The organism is Mesorhizobium sp. B2-7-3, assembly GCF_006440715.1.
GTDB classification, from domain to species: Bacteria; Pseudomonadota; Alphaproteobacteria; order Rhizobiales; family Rhizobiaceae; genus Mesorhizobium; species Mesorhizobium australicum.
In genome coordinates this window covers 84,855-101,417 of the sequence record NZ_VFTY01000016.1, presented here as the reverse complement: position 1 = coordinate 101,417, position 16,563 = coordinate 84,855, and the positions used below count along the sequence as shown (strand labels likewise).

The window sequence follows — 16,563 nt, the reverse complement described above, 5'->3', positions numbered from 1 at the left end:
GACTTGGGGGGTGGCCCGTCACACTAATAATGTCCGGGCACGGTGATGGTTCCGTGACTTCCGAAATTTTTTAAGAAATATTTGAAGACGCCTGTCGCGAGCGTGCCTTCAGCCAGTCGCGGCCGGCATGGGCAAAGACGGCGCCGAGCACGATGGCACCGCCGACGATGCTGGCCATCGGCGGGATTTCGGCCAGGAACAGAAATGCAAATAGGATCGCGAACGGCACTTCCGCCGAACCGAGCAGGCCCGATTCAGGCGCCGGGATCAGCCGCGAGCCTTCCGTCCACAGAATGGAAGCCAGTGCGAAGGACGCGCCGAAGGTGGCAAGCAGGATAGCGTCCCTTGATGAGACCGCCAGGGGATCGGTGACGAACCATCCGAGTATGAACAGCAGGAAGGCCGAAACCGCGCCGGCCCACACAACGGGCGTGTCACGGAACGCGCGAACCATGATCATGTACAGCGCGCTGCCGGCCGTCATCAGCAGCGCCAGCCCGTCGCCGAACAAATTGCCGGTGGCAAAACCCGACCACACCATGATGGCGACCCCGCACAGCGACACCGCCGCCGCCACCATCGTCTGCAGCCGGAAAGGTTCGCGCACCAGCATCCAGGCCAGTACGGCGGCAATGAAGGGCGACGTCGCGTAGATGACCGCGACATTGGCGACGAAAGTGAACTTGAAAGCGGAAATGAAGGCGATGCTGGCCAGTGCGCCTTCGACGGCTAGCAGCCAGCCGCGCCAGCCAAGCCGCAGCGGTTCACGGTTGCCGGCACGGCGGCGGCGCCACAATACGTAGAGGCTGATCAGGATCGCGCCGACAAAGCCGCGCCAGCAGGTGATCGTCAGCGGATCGGCATGGATCGACTTGGTCAACACGCCGGTCAGCCCGAATACCGCCGCCGAGGATGATACCAGCAGGATACCCAGCGTGCGTTCGGTGGTTTCCGCGGTGGCCGTGATCTCATTCATGCCGGCAGCCTACCTTGCCTCGTCCTGACATCGTCGCGTCGGGAGTAGTGACCATCCAAGTCAAAGCCGCTTGCGGAAATGTTCGCCGCCGACGATCAGCAGGCCGGCGGCGACGATAAGGGCGGCACCCAGGAACACTTCGCGGCGCGGCACGTCGCCCCAGATCGCGAAGCCGAGCGCGAACGCCCACAACAGCGAGGTGTACTCGAGCGGCGCCAGGATCGATGCCGGCGTGCGCTTCATGCCTTCGAAGAGAAGGTATTGCGCCAGGCCGCCGAGCGCACCGACGCTGGCAAGAAGCAGCAATTGTGCCGGGTCCGGCGTATGCCACCACGACAGCGCCGGCACCGCTGAAAAAACCAGGAAATAGAAATTGTTGAGGAGGAGCTGGATCGTCGAGCGCTCGGCAAGCGCCGTCTTGCGCAGAAGCACGATGGCGATGCCCCAAAGGCAAGCCGCCGTCAGTACCAGCAACACGGGCACGGACAGGCCAAGATGGGCGGGATCGCAGGCGACAAAGACGCCGGCAAAGCCGATCAGAACCGCCAGCCAGCGCACAACAGGCACCGTTTCGCCGAGCAGGACCACCGATAGCACGGTGACGATGATCGGAGCCGCGTAATAGACGGTGGTCAGTTCGGCGAGTTGCAGGCTGCGGGCGGCGTTGTAGTAACAGAGCCAGGCGGCGAGCGTGAAGGCGCTGCGCACCAGCATCGGCCGCACGATCGGCGAGCGCACCGTGTCGGCGAACAGCGGCCGCCCGCCGATCACCGCGCAGGCGCCAAGAATGGTGATGCTGCGGAAGAACATGATCTGCCAGACGGTCATGCTGGTGACCAGCAGTTTGATCGAGGCGTCCTGCGTCGAAAACAGCAAATAGGCGGCGCCCGTCAGCAGGATTCCGGCGAAGATCCTTTCGCGTGTATCGAGAATGGCGATATCGGCCATAAGGCGTGCGCCTGCTTGAGTGAAGGCGGCCCCAGCCCCTGTCGGCTCCGCACCAGCCAGCTATACGGGCGAAATCCCGCACGGCGCTGCTCCAGGACCGCGCTTGCTTTTGGGGCAGGCGGCAGTGGCGCGAAATGCAGCCTGTCCCGGCTGCGGCTTCTGGCGCGGCACGGCCGATTGGTTTAGCATCATCTCATAAAGCCGGAAACGAAGGCAGGCGCGCAGAACGCCGGGGGGACGGACAGCGAATTGGCGCTCAGATCATGCCACATGTAGCATTCGCGGGCGCGGCGTGACGGGCCGCCTTTGCCAGAGCGGATATTGCGGGGAGAAGGCCGATGCAGAAACTGCAGTCGCAAGGCGTCCATCACATCACGCTGGTCGGTGCCGGTCGCCAGACCTCGATCGATTTCTGGGAAGGGGTGCTGGGCATGCCTTTCATCTTCGAGCAGCCCAATCTCGACAAGCCGAGCGAAAGCCATCTTTATTTCGATCCGGGCGACGGCCGGCTGATCACCATCTTCACCGACGAGACCCGCACGGCCGTGCAGCGCCGCACCCCGACCGACCCGGGCTGCGTGCATCACATCGCCTTTTCGGTGTCCCGCGTCACTTTCCTGCAGGCGGTCGCCCGGCTCGACGAGCGCGCCATCAAACACAGTGGCGTCAAGGATCGCGGCTTCATGGATTCAATCTATTTCGAGGATCCGCTCGGCCTTCTGATCGAGCTTGCCTCTTATCGTTTCGAGCCGCCTGCAGGCTTCACCCATGCCGATGTGCTGATGGAGGCGCATAAGCTTCGCGTCACGCGTGGCGACTACAACATCGCCGAGGTGCATCTGGCTGATGCGATCCAGGCGCTGGTGGAACGCGCGCGCGCGACATTGTCGGCGGACCGGGCGCCCAAAAATCCATACTGAAGGCTGAACAGGCAAGGGAGGAACACGTGGCAAAAGCAGTGGCGAAAAGCTTAGGGAAACCGGCCGCCAAACCAGCGGCAAAAGCGGCAGCAAAAGCTGCGACCAAGACGGCGCCAAAGGCCGCCGGCAAGACCGCGGCCAAGGCCAAGGCGAAACCGGCAAGGAAATCGGCGCTGACCATCAGCATGCTGAAGCCGAGCGTCAACAACATGACCGTTCGCGTCTTTGCCCGCGCCGCCGGGCTCGACCATGCGGAGACCGATGCGTGGGGGCACACGCGCTCGCCCGAATACATGGCGCGTAATCCGGCCCACCTGACGCCGATGATCGAGGACAAGGGCCTGCCGCGCGGCGTGCTGTGGGAGAGCTGCGCCATCATGCAATATCTTTCCAACAAGCATGGGCTGGAGAAATTCTACCCGAAGGCGCCAGCCAAGCGGGCGATGATAGACAGCGCCATGTTCTATCTGATCGGCACGCTCTATCCCTATGTCGCGCGCGCCACCTATCCGGCGCTCGGCTTCCCGCAATATGCCGGCGAGGTCGGTCACAGCGACGCCCACCCAGACAGGAAATCGGAGGCACAGAAGGCCGCGGTCGCCGCCATTGCCGAGCCGCTCGAGGTCTTCCACTCCTTCTTCCGCGACGGCAAGCCGTTCATCGGCGGCAAGAGCCCGTCGATCGCCGACATCCGTCTTGCGGCGACGCTCGAATTCCTCGCCGTCATTGACTACGCCCTGCCCAAATGGGCGAAGGAATACATGGCTGCGATGGAGAAGAAGCTCGGCAAGGCCTATGCTGGTCCGGCCGGCGACGTTCGCGGCTACATCGCCCATGTGAGGTCGCAGGCCAAGGCGTGAGTCCAACCAGTCGATGGGGCGATGAGCTGCGGAAGCGGCCGCGGGACTGATCTTACCGGCTCCCTCGCGGTTCCCCGCGAGCTTGAAGTTGGCGGGGCTTGCTTTAGTCTGGGCGCGGATGCAGTCGAATTTTTCTCTCGACCGGCTTGAACGCTGGAGTGGTGGCGTGGCCGCCGCGGCCTTGGCGGCAACGCCTGAAGACTTGTCGGCCCGCTTCAGCGCGGCGGCAAGGGTGCTGCTTGGCTCGGATCGTGTCTACGTTGGCTTCTATCGTCGCGACATAACATCCCTGACCATCGACGATGCCGGACCCGATCGCTGGAACCGCGACTATGATGCGCGCGTCTATCGCCAGGATCCGTTCTTCCAGAGGTTCGCCAGCACCAGACAGGATTTCCTGCTGCCGTTGTCGGCTCTCAGCCAAGGCGATTTCCAGCGCACGCCGTATTACTGCGAATTCTACGGGCCCTCCGGCAGCTTCGATGAAATAACCGGCGTGTTCAACCTCGACGGACTGACCGCCGGCTATGTAACCTTTCTTCGCCGGGAAGGCGCACCGCGTTTTGGCGAGCGTGATCTGGCTGTGGCCGGCGCGGCGAGCAGCGCGACAAAGCTCATTCTGCAAAGGCTGCTTCATTTGTGCCGTCTTCGCGACAAGGGTTCCGCAATCGAAGCCGCGGGGTCGCAACTCAGCGCCCGGGAAAGGCAGATCGCGCGGCTCCTGATCGAGGGTGGCAGCGCCAAGACGATTTCGCGAAACCTGTCAATTTCACCCGGCACCGTGCGCAACCACATCAAGCAGGTCTACCGCAAGCTCGGTGTGCACTCCCAGATCGAGTTGTTGGCCATAGGCTGGAAGGCCTCGCCCAACTGATGGTTCGCCAGCTTCACTGTCCCGTCACGACGCGTGTCCACATGCGGTTTTGCAGTCGCAGCAGCTTTGCGTCGTTGTTTTCGACCACGAACAGCTTGGCCTTTACATCGTCGGATGGGAAAACGCCGGGATCCTTTGCGACGGCCTGATCCATCAGCGGCAGGGATTCCGGGATCGCATTGGCATAGGAAACATAACTGGAATTGGCCGCTGCGATATCGGGCCGCAAGTTGAAATCGATCCAGGCCTGGGCATTCTCCGGATGCGGCGCATCCTTCGGCACGGCCATCGTATCGAAGTTTATCAGCGTGCCTTCCCTTGGAATGGAATATGCAATCTCCAGCTTCTTCGCGGATTCCGCCGCACGGGTCTTGGCCTGCAATATGTCGCCCGACCAGCCCAGCACGACACAGATGTCGCCATTCGCCAGGTCGTTGATGTATTTCGACGAGTGGAAGTAACGGATATAGGGCCGCACCTTGCCCATCAGCTCTTCGACCTTGGCGAGGTCGTCCGGATTGGTCGACCTGGGATCGATGTGGAGATAGTTCATAGCCATAGGAATGATCTCCGCCGGAGCATCGATCATGGCGACGCCGCAATCGGAGAATTTCTTGACGACGTCGGCGTCGAAGACCATGGCGAAGGAACCTGTCGGCGCATCCGGCATCCGTTGCTTGACGGCAGCGACATTGTAGCCGATCCCGTCTGTGACGGCCATGTAAGGCACGGCGTACAGGTTCTGCGGATCCGCGCCCGCGATCAGCGACAAGGCTTGCGGATCGATTTTCGAGTGGTTTGAAAGCTTCGATCTGTCGAGCCGCAGGAAAGCGCCTGCCTTCAACTGGTTCTTCAGGAACGGAAAGGCCGAGGGATAGACCACGTCATATCCCGAGCCGCCGGTGAGCAGTTTCGTCTCAAGGACCTCGTTGCCGTCATAGACATCGTAGCGGACCTTGATGCCCGTCTCCTTCTCGAATTTCTCAGCCGTGTCCGGGGCGATGTAGTCGGACCAGTTGTAGACGTTGACCACCTTCTCATCGTCCGCCCGGGCGACGCCGAAACTGATGCCGCAGGCAAGCGCGGCGGTCAGGATTGGGAAGAGCAGAGCGCGCATGGGTATCTCCTTTTGCCTGGCGGGCCGACGCGGCGCACCGTTCTGATTTCACTTCGGCACGCTTGCCGCTCAACGCCGGTGGGGCGCATAAACGGGTAACGTGATACAGGCGACATTGCCGCCTCCGAGCAGAATTTCGCGGGAGTTCTCGATGCCGACGAGCTTGTGATCGGGAAACAGCGTGGCCAGCTGTTGCTTTGCCTTCCCGTCGAGATTGCAGCCGAATTCCGGCACGACCACGACGCTGTTGCCCGGATAATAGTTGATGTAACTCGCCGCGATCCGGTTGCCGGTCGGCCGTGCCCAGGTCGAATCGACCCGGTCCACGCTCTCGCTTTCTTCCATCGTCATCTCGATCGGCAGGGGATGGTGCAGCCGATGAACCTCCAGGCGACGGCCACGCGCGTCGCGGGCCGAGCGCAGCACCTCTTCGGCTTCGCGTACGATCTCATATTGCGGATCGTCCCGCTCGTCGGTCCAGCTCAGCGCCACAACGCCCGGACGAACGAAGCAGCAGAGGTCGTCGACATGGCCATCCGTCTCGTCGAAAGCAAAACCGCGCGGCAGCCAGATGATTTTGTCGACGCCGAGATAGTCGCCAAGCTGTTGTTCCACCTTCGCCTTTCCGAGATGGGCATTACGGTTGCGATTGAGCAGGCACTGCTCGGTCGTGATGAGCGTGCCTTGGCCGTCGCATTGCAGTCCGCCGCCCTCGGCGATCAGCGGTGCGCGATAACGGTCCATCCTCTCGATATCGAGGACCTTTTGCGCCACGAGGTCGTCGAGATCCCAAGGCGAGTAGAGGCCGCCGTCGAAACCGCCATAAGCGTTGAAGATCCAATCGACGCCGCGCACTTCGCCTCGATCATTGACGACGAAATTGGGGCCACTGTCGCGGAGCCAGGAATCATTGGTCGACATTTCCACGACGCGCACATGGCTGGGCAATCGCGCTCTTGCGTTCTGCCACTGGCGGCTGGACGCCGCCACCGTCATCGGCTCGCTTTGTGCGATCGCCGCAGCGACATTGGCGAACAGCCTCTGCGCGGGCTTGGCGCCCAGCCGCCAGGTGTCCGGCCGTTCTGGCCAGATCAGCCAACAGCCCGATTTGGGCTCGAATTCGCCAGGGGCGCGAAACCCATCCTGCCTCGGTGTGGTCGAGAGCGTATGTGACATTGTGGGACCACCGGGAAATGGAATGACGAAACCTCGCCCGATCAGACGGTTTTGGGACCTTGTCCGTCAATGTCCCATTTGGGACAGCTTGATCACTGCACCGGCCACCGGTCCTGCATCGGCGCCGGGCCTTGGTTGCCCGGAGACTCGATGTCCCGTTGGCTACTGGGTTGCCTGGTAAAGCTCCGAAGCGGCCTGCTTCAGCGCGCGCCGTCCGTCCGGTTCGAGATACATCATGTGCCCACCTTCAACGACGTCGAGGCGGATCGGCCTGGCGCCGGCGAGCGACGGGATCTGGCTGACCAGATAACGCGACGCCAGATAGGGAGTGACGAGATCGGTGTAGCCATTGACGATGACGACGCCCAGCGCGGGATTCAAGGACCGCGCCCCTTGCAGATCATCCATCACACCGGCATAGCCCTGGCGCGAGGCGCTCGTCCCGTAGTTCCAGTTGTGGCTGATATCGCCGTTCAGCAAGCGGTAGCTGACATCGGTGCGAAAGTTCAGCTCGTCGCGCGCGTAAGCGACAAAGGCCGAGGTCAGCGCCGGCACACTACGGTCCAGCACCGGATCGGGGCCAGCGATACGGGCACTCTGGGGAGCGATGTCCGCCGTCGCGATCATGCCGTCATAGGGGCTGAGCACCTTGCCCGCGGCACGGCCAAACTCCCTTGCGAAGAGCGAGGTCGGGACGCGGGCGAAGTTGCGGTGAACGAGGTCGAGAGGCAGGCCGGTGATCTCGGCCACGCGATCACCCGCCAGCCGTCCGCCTTGCTCCAGCCCACTGGTGAGCGCACTGAGGTACTCGCCAAGTGCATAATGCTCGACCTCGGCGAGCTTTTTCCGCAAAGTGTCGCCGCTGACACCTTCACTGCGCAGGCGAACCGCGGCGAGGGAGGGTAGTTCGAGAGCCCAATGCAGCGGCTCGAATTCGTCGGGCTGCACCAGGGTGAATTCCAGCGCCGGCGAGATCAGCACGATGCCGCTCGGGCTGATGCCGATATCTTCCTGCAGCGTCCTGGCAAGCAGTGCCGCGCGGAACCCGCCATAGCTCTCACCGGCGAGGAACAGCGGAGATCCCATGCGGCTGTTTTGGGCGAGATAGAGCCTAATGAAGGCGCCGATCGAACTGGCATCCTGGCTGACGCCCCAGAAGTCGTGCGTATCCTGGCCGGGCGCCTCGCGGCTGTAGCCGGTTCCCACCGGGTCGACGAAGACGAGGTCGGTCATGTCGAGCCAACTGTCGGGATTGTCGATGAGCTTTTGCGGCGAGGGGAGGAATTCCCCGCCGGCTCCGGTCGCCACGACGCGCGGTCCGAGCGCGCCGAGATGCAGATAGGCTGAAGCGGCGCCCGGGCCGCCGTTGAACACGAAGGTGATTGGCCGCGGTGCTTCCGTCGCCACGCTCTCCCGCGGCTTCAGCGTATAGGCAACATAGAAGATCTCCGCCGTGATCTCGCCCTTGCCGGAGAGCAGCGGAAGCGTGCCGGCCTTTGCCTGATACCGCAGGCTGCGTCCGCCAATGGTGATCGAATGGTCGGTGATCTCAGGTGACGGCAGCAGTGAAAGCACGCCGCCCGCGGGTGCCGGCCGCTCCGCCGTTTCGGCCAGGAGAGGCTGCGCGAAACCGGCAAGCATGAAGAGGACAAGGGAGACGAGTTTCAGCTTGGAACGCATGAGACCTCCGCGGAAAAGACTCCCGCATAGCTATGGCCGAGGCGGATGAAGTCAAAGGGATCAGACGATGGCGCGCCCACTGCTGTTGTTTCCGCCGAAACCAGTTCCTGACAGCTTGGGTCGTCATGTTTGGATTGCCTCACACGTCTCGCAGGACCATGCTATCAAGGCAGAAAGCCTGTCGGAGGAACGAAAATGGACGCAACCGAGCTGAAGGCCATGCAGGCGCCGCTGAAGCAGGCCTACCGCGACGACGCCACGCAAGCACTGATCACGCTAAGGGCAAAGGGCTCGATCGACGAACAGTCGGTGGCCTGCAAGGTGGAGACGGGCAGGGCGTTGGCAATCGCCGGCCTTCATCCGGCAACAGGCGGCTCGGGGCTCGAACTGTGCTCCGGCGACATGCTGCTCGAGGCGCTGGTGGCGTGCGCCGGGGTGACGCTGAAGGCGGTGGCGACGGCGCTCGAATTCAAGCTCGGCGCCGCTACCGTTGAAGCCGAAGGCGATCTTGATTTTCGCGGCACGCTTGGTGTCGCCAAGGATGCGCCGGTCGGCTTTCGCGCCATTCGGCTCAATTTCAATCTCGACACGGCGGAGCCTCCGGAGCGCATTGATTCGCTGCTGAAGCTGACCGAGCGCTATTGCGTGGTGTTCCAGACCATCAAACAAAAGCCGGAACTGACGGTGAGCGCGCGGTGATGAATCGCAAGGCCCGCGGCAGCGGTCGCGGGCCTTGCGATATCTGATGCTTACTGAGCTGCCGGCTCTTCGGCGTCGCCTTCGTCGGTGAAGGGCGAGGCGCTCGGCACGCACTGCACGGACCAGCCGGCGGGTGTCGGCTGCTTCTGATACTCGGTGATGGCGGCGGTGCACTGTTCGCGCTTGTCGAAGGTGCTGGGCAGCACGACCATGCCGCCCTGCGGGCCGGCGATTACCAGATACCAGACCAATGCTGCGGTCGTAGCCATGGAGTTTTCCTTGTTCTGCCCAGATCGGGCTCTCGTTGCGGGATTCGCTCGATCCTAACAACTCCTCGGAAATGACGAAAGCATGACCGCCCAGCGGCTTCTCCCCTCAGATCACAGCCGCGTGATGATCCGTCGGGTTTCCTAGCTGGCGTGTTGCCTCCGCCATGGTTCAGTCGGTCGCAAAGCAATAGAACAGGCCGTCGCCGCCTGTGCCTTTCAGCGCCTCCTGGCTGCAGCCGCCACGCGAGGCATGCGAAGAATTCCACGACTTCGCCGCCGCCGAATCGTCGAGACCGGTGCGGTCGTGATGGCCCATCATCGCCGCCCCTTCGGAGCCGCTCATCGTCCAGTCGCCGCAGGTCTGGTCGGCTATCCTGGTGCCGTCGGGCTTGGAGCCGGTCAGCATGTCGTGTCGGTTGGGCGTATCGCCGCGGCCGTTGACCGTCTCACCCTTCTCGTTCAGCGCGGTCTGCTTGGTGATGCCGTTGGCGTCGCTGTGCAGCGAGGCGACATCATCGGCGATCTTGGCGCCCTTGGCGTTGAACCAGGGACCCTTGCCGATGCGATCGCGCGCATCCTCCGCGCTGGTCGAGAGATATGCGTGCCAGGTCTTGCCGGTGACGCCGGCGGCTTCCGCCAGCGACGCGCAATGGGCATCCGCGCCCTTCAGGCCGCCGAGATCGCCCCCCTTGCCGGAGCCGACGCTGGTGACGAAGAAACTCATCTTGGTATCTTGGGAAACGGCCACGCCGACCGTAGCTCCAAGAGCGGCGGCAAGGGCGGTGGCGGCAACGGTGGCGAGTCTTGGCATGTCGGTCCTCCGATTTCGAATGTCCTACGTCAGAAGAACGTAGCCGAAGGCTGTTTTAATCCGTTTCGAACCCGCGTTTTATTCCGGTTGCCGGTAGGCGACGAAGCGGTTGTGCTTGGCCTGGAAGATCAGGCCGGTCTCTTTGAGATCCGGGCTGGCCAGCGGCACGATGCGTTTGGCGATCTCGGAGGGGTGCGGCAATGTCTCGGGATCCTCACCGGGCACGGCTTGTGCGCGCATCGCGGTGCGGGTGGCGCCGGGGTCGGCTGCATTGACGCGCAGCGGCAGACTTTGCGTCTCATGCGCCCAGGAGCGCATCATGGTCTCCACCGCCGCCTTCGATGCCGCGTAAGGCGCCCAGAAGGCGCGCGCCGAATGCGCCGCGTTGGACGACAGGATAATCGCCCGGCCGGCATCCGAAAGCCGCAGCAGCGGGTCGACCGAGCGGATCAGCCGCCAGGTCGAGGTGACGTTGATGGTCATCACCTTTTCGAAGGTCTTGGCCTCGACATGACCGATCGGCGAGATGACGCCAAGCACGCCGGCATTGGCGACGAGGATGTCGAGCTTGCCCCAGCGCTCGTGGATGGCGCCGCCCAGCCGGTCGATACCGGCCATGTCGGCGAGATCGAGCGGCACCAATGTCGCCTGGCCGCCGGCCGCCTTGATCTGGTCGTCGAGTTCTTCCAGCCCGCCGACGGTGCGGGCAACCGCAATGACATGCGCGCCGGCCGCAGCCAATTCCCTGGCGATGAAATAGCCGATGCCGCGCGAGGCGCCGGTGACGACCGCGACGCGGCCGGTAAGGTCGAGGGTCATGCGATGGCTTCCGGAACTCTGGCTAAGGCTGATGACGGTCCGGCAATTCTACGAGCCGCTTGTCGCCAGCAGCGACAGCGTGCGCACATTGTCGTGGCCTTCGAAGTCGAGCAGGCGGGTCGGGTACTGGCCGGTGAAGCATGCATCGCAGAACTGCGGCTGCTCGTCGTCGCGGCTGGCCTCGCCGACGGCGCGGTAGAGACCGTTGATACTGAGGAAACCGAGCGAATCGACCCGGATGAACTCGGCCATCTCTTCCACCGACATGCGCGAAGCCAGCAGCTTCGACTTCTCCGGCGTGTCGACCCCATAGAAGCATGATGCGCTGGTCGGCGGCGAGGCGATGCGCATGTGCACTTCCTTGGCGCCGGCGTCGCGCACCATCTGCACGATCTTCTGGCTGGTGGTGCCGCGCACGATGCTGTCGTCGACCAGCACCACGCGCTTGCCCTCGATCATGCGGCGATTGGCGTTGTGCTTGAGCTTGACGCCCATATGGCGGATCGAATCGCCGGGCTGGATGAAGGTGCGGCCGACATAGTGGTTGCGGATGATGCCGAGTTCGAAGGGAATGCCCGCCGCCTGGCTGAAGCCGATTGCCGCCGGCGTGCCGGAATCCGGCACCGGTACGACGATATCGGCGTCGACCGGATTTTCCTGAGCCAGTTCCGCGCCGATGCGCTTGCGCACCTCATAGACATTGCGGCCCTCGACCGAGGAGTCGGGTCGGGCGAAATAGACATATTCGAAGATGCAGAAGCGGGTCTTCTGCGGTTCGAACGGGAACAGGCTCTCAATGCCCTTGGACGTGACGACGACCATCTCGCCGGGCTTCAGGTCGCGCACGAAACGCGCGCCGATGATGTCGAGCGCACAGGTTTCGGAGGCCAGGATCCAGGCGCCGTCCAGATCGCCCAGCACCAGCGGGCGGATGCCGAGCGGATCGCGGCAGCCGATCATCTTCTTGGCCGTCATCGCCACCAGCGAGAAGGCGCCCTCGACCTGGCGCACCGCGTCGATGAAGCGCGAATTGAGGTCGCGCTCCTTGCTGGTCGCGACCAGATGCAAAAGCGTCTCTGTGTCGGAGGTGGAGGAGAAGATCGCGCCTTGCTTCTGCAGCGCGCGCTGCACCGTCATGGCGTTGGTGAGGTTGCCGTTATGGGCGACGGCAAAGCCGCCATCGGCCAATTCGGCGAAGAAGGGCTGGATGTTGCGCATGCCGGCACCGCCGGTGGTGGCGTAGCGCGTGTGGCCGATGGCGCGGTTGCCTTGCAGGCTGTCGATGACGCGCTGCTTGGTGAAGGTGTCGCCGATCAGGCCGACATGGCGTTCGACATGGAACTGGGTGCCGTCATAGGAGACGATGCCGGCCGCTTCCTGACCTCGATGCTGCAGCGCATGCAGGCCGAGTGTGACGATGGCCGCCGCGTCCTGCCGGCCAAAGATGCCGAACACGCCGCACTCGTCATGGAAATGATCGTCAGCCTCGGCGGAAAGCACGTCGTCTGCGTCTGCCATCTTAAGCTCCGCTAAAATCGCCATATAAGGCGGTCGCGCGTCGAAAGCAACGCACTGCATGCGATCGTTCACATGGATCGATCGCCAGACGCCCCGTTCGGACCTCAGTTCGCCGGCGCTGGCGCCGGCTTGGCGGTGTTGTCGGCAGGACCGGCGTCGTTGTCGTCAGGCGCCGGCGCATTGGCGTCGTCGCCACCGGCTGGTGCATCCGCCGCCGGTGCGTCGGGCGCGACGGGCGTCTCGGTGGCCGGCTGATTCGGATTGAGCTTCTTGAGGATGGCGTTTTCCGGGTCCTCTGGAAGCAGGCTCTCGAGCTTGGCGCCGATCTGTTCAAGCAGCGGCCGCGACTTGGCTTCCGTGACCCAGGCCGGGGCCTTGGCGCCGGCCAGCCAGTTGAAGAACAGCAGCGCGACAGCGACGACCAGGACGCCGCGCGCGGCGCCGTAAAGGAAGCCGAGCGTGCGGTCGAGGGCGCCGATGCGCGAATCGATGATCCAGTCGGCAAGCTTCATGGTGATGACCGAGACGACGATCAGCGCGATGATGAAGACCACGCCTGCGGCCGCCGCCATGGCGATCTTCTCATTGTCGATATAGGGCTTCAGGTAGGGCAGGACCGGTTTGTAGAAGAAGAAGGCCGCCGCCGCCGCCGCCGCCCAGGAGACGACCGAAAGCACCTCGCGCGAAAAGCCGCGAACCATGGCGAGCATCGCCGAGACCAGGGTGAAGCCGACGAGAATTCCGTCAAGCAGCGTAATCGGCATGTCTTTGGCCCCACTCCGATCTCTTGTTCACGACTCGACGAGCCGCGTCATTCTTCATCGTCGGCACGGCTGCGCCGTGAGCCGGCTATGCGCGCCACGAGGTCGGCAAGCTCGGTGGGCTGGAAAGCGCCGGCCCCAATCCCCCCAGCAAGTTCCTCGCTGCCCAAGGGCAGAACCGCGCTACCAAAACCCAGTTTTTCGGCTTCCTTGAGACGCTGCTGCGCATGCGCAACCGGCCTCACCGCGCCCGAAAGGCTGATTTCGCCGAAATAGACGCAATCGGCGGGGAGGGCAAGACCAGTGAGCGAGGAAACCAGTGCGGCTGCGACCGCGAGATCGGCCGCCGGCTCGCTGATGCGGTAGCCGCCGGCGACGTTGAGGTAGACGTCATGCTGCCCGAAACGCACACCGCAATGCGCCTCCAGCACTGCCAGGATCATCGACAGCCGCGCGCCGTCCCAGCCGACCACCGCCCGGCGCGGCGTGCCGAGCGAGGAGGCCGCGACCAGCGCCTGGATTTCGACCAGAACCGGCCTTGTACCTTCCATGCCGGCGAAAACCGCTGCTCCCGGTGATTTCGCGTGCCGTTCGCCAAGGAAAAGCTCGGATGGATTGGAGACCTCGCGCAGACCTTTGTCCGACATTTCGAAGACCCCGATCTCGTCGGTCGGTCCGAAGCGGTTCTTCACCGTGCGCAGGATACGGAAGTGGTGGCCGCCTTCGCCCTCGAAATAGAGCACGCCATCGACCATGTGCTCGACCACGCGCGGACCCGCGATCTGGCCTTCTTTGGTGACATGGCCGACCAGCACGATCGCGGCACCCGTGGATTTCGCGTAGCGGATCATCGCCTGCGCCGCGGCGCGCACTTGTGTGACGGTACCTGGCGCCGAATCGGCCAAGTCGGTCCACAGTGTCTGGATCGAATCGAGGATGACCAGATCGGGCCGCTTGCCGTCGGCGATCGTGGCGAGGATATCCTCGACATTGGTCTCGGCCGCGAGTTCCACCGGCGCCGATGCGACGCCGAGCCTCTGCGCACGCAGCCTGATCTGGGCAACTGCCTCTTCGCCCGAGACATAGACGATGCGATGGCCCTTGGAGGCAAGTGCGGCCGCGGCCTGGGTGAGCAGCGTCGATTTGCCGATACCGGGATCGCCGCCGACCAGAAGTGCAGAGCCCCGAACGAAACCGCCACCGGTGGCGCGGTCGAGTTCGCCGATACCTGAGATGATGCGCGGCGCGTCCTCGATATCGCCTGAAAGTGTGGTCAGCACCACCGCGCGGCCCTTGCGGGCGTTGCGCGTGTTGGCAGGACCCGAGCCGATGCCGCCAGATGTGCCTTCCTCGACCAGCGTGTTCCACTCGCCGCAGGCATCGCATTTGCCGGCCCAGCGCTGATGCACCGAACCGCAATTCTGGCAGATGAACTGGACGCGGGATTTGACCACGCTTTACCTTCCCGCCCTCTGGCGGGCGCCGCGCGCGACAGCCAATCTCCCCCCGTGCGGGCGGGACGTCCGGCATGACAGAGGGGGGCGCCGCAGAGCGCCGAGACCCGTTACGGCTATCGAGGTCGCTGGCAAGGGGCTACTCAAACCTTTCCGCGATATGGTGCTCTTCCGCGAGATCGGAGAAGCGGGTGAATTCGCCGTGGAAGGCAAGCGTGACAGAGCCCGTCGGCCCATGGCGCTGCTTGGCCACGATCACCTCGGCCTTGCCGCGCATCTCGTTCATCTCGTTTTCCCACTTGACGTATTCCTCGGTGCCGAGCTTCGGCTCGCGGTTCTTGAGGTAATATTCCTCGCGATAGACGAAGATGACGACGTCGGCGTCCTGCTCGATCGAACCGGATTCGCGCAGGTCGGAGAGCTGCGGACGCTTGTCGTCGCGGCTTTCGACCTGACGCGACAGCTGCGACAGCGCGATGATCGGCACGGCCAGTTCCTTGGCCAGCGCCTTCAGGCCCGTGGTGATCTCGGTGATTTCCTGCACGCGGTTCTGCGAAGACTTGGCGGATGAGCCCTGCATCAGCTGAATATAGTCGATGACGATCAGATCCAGGCCGCGCTGGCGCTTCAGACGACGCGCGCGGGCAGACAACTGGGCAATGGAAATACCGCCGGTCTGGTCGATGAACAGCGGGATCTTCTGCATGGTCTGCGAACAGGCGACCAGCTTTTCGAAGTCCATTTCGCTGATTTCGCCACGGCGGATCTTGGAGGACGAAATTTCCGTCTGTTCGGAAATGATGCGGGTTGCCAGCTGTTCGGACGACATTTCGAGCGAGAAAAAACCGACCACGCCGCCATTGGCCGCCTTGAATGAGCCATCGGCCTGCTGCGCCGGCTCATACATCTCGGCAATGTTGAAGGCGATGTTGGTGGCGAGTGATGTCTTGCCCATGCCTGGACGGCCGGCGATGATGATCAAATCGGACGACTGCAGGCCGCCCATACGGCGGTCGAGATCGCGCATGCCGGTGGCGAGGCCCGACAGACCGCCGTCACGCATATAGGCGGCGTTGGCCATGTCGACCGCGGTCTTGACCGCGTCGGTGAAGCTCTCGAAGCCGCCGTCATAGCGCCCGGTCTCGGCCAGCTCGAACAGGCGGCGCTCCGCGTCCTCGATCTGTTCGGAAGGCGACATGTCGACAGGGGCGTCATAAGCGATGTTGACCATGTCCTCGCCGACGGTGATCAACGCCCGGCGCGTCGCCAGATCATAAATGGCGCGACCGTAGTCGGTGGCGTTGACGACGGTGACGGCTTCCACCGCCAGCCGCACCACATACTGCGCCACCGTCATATCGCCGACCTTTTCGTCGGCCGGCAGGAAGGTCTTCAGCGTGATCGGCGTCGCCGCCTTACCCATGCGGATCAGCTCGGCCGCGACATCGAAGATCTTGCGGTGCAGGGGTTCGTAGAAATGGCCAGACTTCAGGAAGTCGGACACCCGGTAGAAGGCATCGTTGTTGACAAGTATAGCGCCAAGCAGCGCCTGCTCGGCCTCGATGTTGTTGGGCGATTCGCGATAGAGCGGTTGCTCCGCCACGCCGAATTTTCGTGCTGCCTCTGCCATGATGTCCCCGATTTCGATCCCCGTCTGTCGATATCAGAACTGGACAAGTCA

General features: G+C 63.4%; 16 protein-coding genes. 4 read left to right on the top strand and 12 right to left on the bottom strand.

Annotation, left to right across the window (positions count from 1 at the left end; all coding sequences use genetic code 11):
- Positions 1-70: 70 nt before the first annotated feature.
- The gene (locus FJW04_RS27860) at positions 71-976 is read right to left on the bottom strand and encodes a DMT family transporter (RefSeq protein WP_140664596.1); all 906 of its coding nucleotides are present in this window, start codon (positions 974-976) and stop codon (positions 71-73) included.
- Between the two features lie 60 nt (positions 977-1,036).
- Entirely contained in the window at positions 1,037-1,924 is an 888-nt protein-coding gene (locus FJW04_RS27855; protein WP_140717960.1) for a DMT family transporter, read from the bottom strand.
- Between the two features lie 338 nt (positions 1,925-2,262).
- Here FJW04_RS27855 and FJW04_RS27850 point away from each other — a divergent pair, with 338 nt between their 5' ends.
- The 3 genes from FJW04_RS27850 (at position 2,263) to FJW04_RS27840 (ending at position 4,578) form a co-directional block, all read left to right on the top strand.
- Positions 2,263-2,844: a VOC family protein gene (locus FJW04_RS27850; protein WP_015318526.1), complete on the top strand. Its 582-nt coding sequence runs from the start codon at positions 2,263-2,265 to the stop codon at positions 2,842-2,844.
- A gap of 26 nt (positions 2,845-2,870) precedes the next feature.
- Positions 2,871-3,704, top strand: a complete 834-nt coding sequence (locus tag FJW04_RS27845) for a glutathione S-transferase family protein (RefSeq protein ID WP_140717958.1) — start codon at positions 2,871-2,873, stop codon at positions 3,702-3,704.
- Positions 3,705-3,870: 166 nt separating this feature from the next.
- Positions 3,871-4,578 carry a LuxR C-terminal-related transcriptional regulator gene (locus tag FJW04_RS27840; protein ID WP_246674043.1) on the top strand — a complete coding sequence of 236 codons (708 nt, stop codon included), beginning with the start codon at positions 3,871-3,873 and terminating at the stop codon, positions 4,576-4,578.
- A 13-nt stretch (positions 4,579-4,591) separates the two neighbouring features.
- On the opposite strand, the gene FJW04_RS27835 is transcribed toward FJW04_RS27840, so the two are convergent.
- The 3 genes from FJW04_RS27835 to FJW04_RS27825 form a co-directional block, all read right to left on the bottom strand.
- On the bottom strand, positions 4,592-5,695 hold the full coding sequence (locus FJW04_RS27835) for a polyamine ABC transporter substrate-binding protein (protein WP_015318523.1): 1,104 nt from the start codon (positions 5,693-5,695) through the stop codon (positions 4,592-4,594).
- A gap of 69 nt (positions 5,696-5,764) precedes the next feature.
- Positions 5,765-6,871 (bottom strand): agmatine deiminase, encoded by a 1,107-nt coding sequence (gene aguA, locus FJW04_RS27830; protein ID WP_015318522.1) that lies wholly within the window; start codon positions 6,869-6,871, stop codon positions 5,765-5,767.
- A gap of 162 nt (positions 6,872-7,033) precedes the next feature.
- Positions 7,034-8,551 (bottom strand): alpha/beta hydrolase, encoded by a 1,518-nt coding sequence (locus FJW04_RS27825; RefSeq protein WP_140717953.1) that lies wholly within the window; start codon positions 8,549-8,551, stop codon positions 7,034-7,036.
- A 195-nt stretch (positions 8,552-8,746) separates the two neighbouring features.
- Between FJW04_RS27825 and FJW04_RS27820 the strand changes: the two genes are divergently transcribed.
- Positions 8,747-9,250: an OsmC family protein gene (locus tag FJW04_RS27820; RefSeq protein WP_140617232.1), complete on the top strand. Its 504-nt coding sequence runs from the start codon at positions 8,747-8,749 to the stop codon at positions 9,248-9,250.
- 50 nt (positions 9,251-9,300) lie between these two features.
- Here the strand turns inward: FJW04_RS27820 and FJW04_RS27815 are convergent, their stop codons facing one another.
- The 7 genes from FJW04_RS27815 to FJW04_RS27785 all read right to left on the bottom strand — a co-directional run bounded on the left by FJW04_RS27815 (position 9,301) and on the right by FJW04_RS27785 (position 16,512).
- Positions 9,301-9,519 (bottom strand): hypothetical protein, encoded by a 219-nt coding sequence (locus FJW04_RS27815; RefSeq protein WP_015318519.1) that lies wholly within the window; start codon positions 9,517-9,519, stop codon positions 9,301-9,303.
- A gap of 169 nt (positions 9,520-9,688) precedes the next feature.
- On the bottom strand, positions 9,689-10,330 hold the full coding sequence (locus FJW04_RS27810; protein ID WP_181173075.1) for a hypothetical protein: 642 nt from the start codon (positions 10,328-10,330) through the stop codon (positions 9,689-9,691).
- 78 nt (positions 10,331-10,408) lie between these two features.
- Positions 10,409-11,149 carry an SDR family NAD(P)-dependent oxidoreductase gene (locus FJW04_RS27805; RefSeq protein WP_015318517.1) on the bottom strand — a complete coding sequence of 247 codons (741 nt, stop codon included), beginning with the start codon at positions 11,147-11,149 and terminating at the stop codon, positions 10,409-10,411.
- A 48-nt stretch (positions 11,150-11,197) separates the two neighbouring features.
- The gene (purF, locus tag FJW04_RS27800; protein ID WP_015318516.1) at positions 11,198-12,667 is read right to left on the bottom strand and encodes an amidophosphoribosyltransferase; all 1,470 of its coding nucleotides are present in this window, start codon (positions 12,665-12,667) and stop codon (positions 11,198-11,200) included.
- A 104-nt stretch (positions 12,668-12,771) separates the two neighbouring features.
- The gene (locus FJW04_RS27795) at positions 12,772-13,431 is read right to left on the bottom strand and encodes a CvpA family protein (RefSeq protein ID WP_140717951.1); all 660 of its coding nucleotides are present in this window, start codon (positions 13,429-13,431) and stop codon (positions 12,772-12,774) included.
- 47 nt (positions 13,432-13,478) lie between these two features.
- Positions 13,479-14,882 (bottom strand): DNA repair protein RadA, encoded by a 1,404-nt coding sequence (radA, locus tag FJW04_RS27790; protein WP_140617228.1) that lies wholly within the window; start codon positions 14,880-14,882, stop codon positions 13,479-13,481.
- Between the two features lie 139 nt (positions 14,883-15,021).
- A complete protein-coding gene (locus tag FJW04_RS27785) occupies positions 15,022-16,512 on the bottom strand; it encodes a replicative DNA helicase (protein WP_015318513.1) in 1,491 nt (496 codons plus the stop codon).
- Positions 16,513-16,563 lie beyond the last annotated feature (51 nt).

What these genes read in the sequence shown, in the direction of transcription:
- FJW04_RS27810 (WP_181173075.1), bottom strand. Translation starts at nt 10,330, where the DNA reads ATGCCAAGACTCGCCACCGTTGCCGCCACCGCCCTTGCCGCCGCTCTT.
- FJW04_RS27860 (WP_140664596.1), bottom strand. Translation starts at nt 976, where the DNA reads ATGAATGAGATCACGGCCACCGCGGAAACCACCGAACGCACGCTGGGT.
- FJW04_RS27805 (WP_015318517.1), bottom strand. Translation starts at nt 11,149, where the DNA reads ATGACCCTCGACCTTACCGGCCGCGTCGCGGTCGTCACCGGCGCCTCG.
- FJW04_RS27825 (WP_140717953.1), bottom strand. Translation starts at nt 8,551, where the DNA reads ATGCGTTCCAAGCTGAAACTCGTCTCCCTTGTCCTCTTCATGCTTGCC.
- FJW04_RS27855 (WP_140717960.1), bottom strand. Translation starts at nt 1,924, where the DNA reads ATGGCCGATATCGCCATTCTCGATACACGCGAAAGGATCTTCGCCGGA.
- purF (WP_015318516.1), bottom strand. Translation starts at nt 12,667, where the DNA reads ATGGCAGACGCAGACGACGTGCTTTCCGCCGAGGCTGACGATCATTTC.
- FJW04_RS27785 (WP_015318513.1), bottom strand. Translation starts at nt 16,512, where the DNA reads ATGGCAGAGGCAGCACGAAAATTCGGCGTGGCGGAGCAACCGCTCTAT.
- FJW04_RS27835 (WP_015318523.1), bottom strand. Translation starts at nt 5,695, where the DNA reads ATGCGCGCTCTGCTCTTCCCAATCCTGACCGCCGCGCTTGCCTGCGGC.
- FJW04_RS27795 (WP_140717951.1), bottom strand. Translation starts at nt 13,431, where the DNA reads ATGCCGATTACGCTGCTTGACGGAATTCTCGTCGGCTTCACCCTGGTC.
- FJW04_RS27820 (WP_140617232.1), top strand. Translation starts at nt 8,747, where the DNA reads ATGGACGCAACCGAGCTGAAGGCCATGCAGGCGCCGCTGAAGCAGGCC.
- FJW04_RS27815 (WP_015318519.1), bottom strand. Translation starts at nt 9,519, where the DNA reads ATGGCTACGACCGCAGCATTGGTCTGGTATCTGGTAATCGCCGGCCCG.
- aguA (WP_015318522.1), bottom strand. Translation starts at nt 6,871, where the DNA reads ATGTCACATACGCTCTCGACCACACCGAGGCAGGATGGGTTTCGCGCC.
- FJW04_RS27850 (WP_015318526.1), top strand. Translation starts at nt 2,263, where the DNA reads ATGCAGAAACTGCAGTCGCAAGGCGTCCATCACATCACGCTGGTCGGT.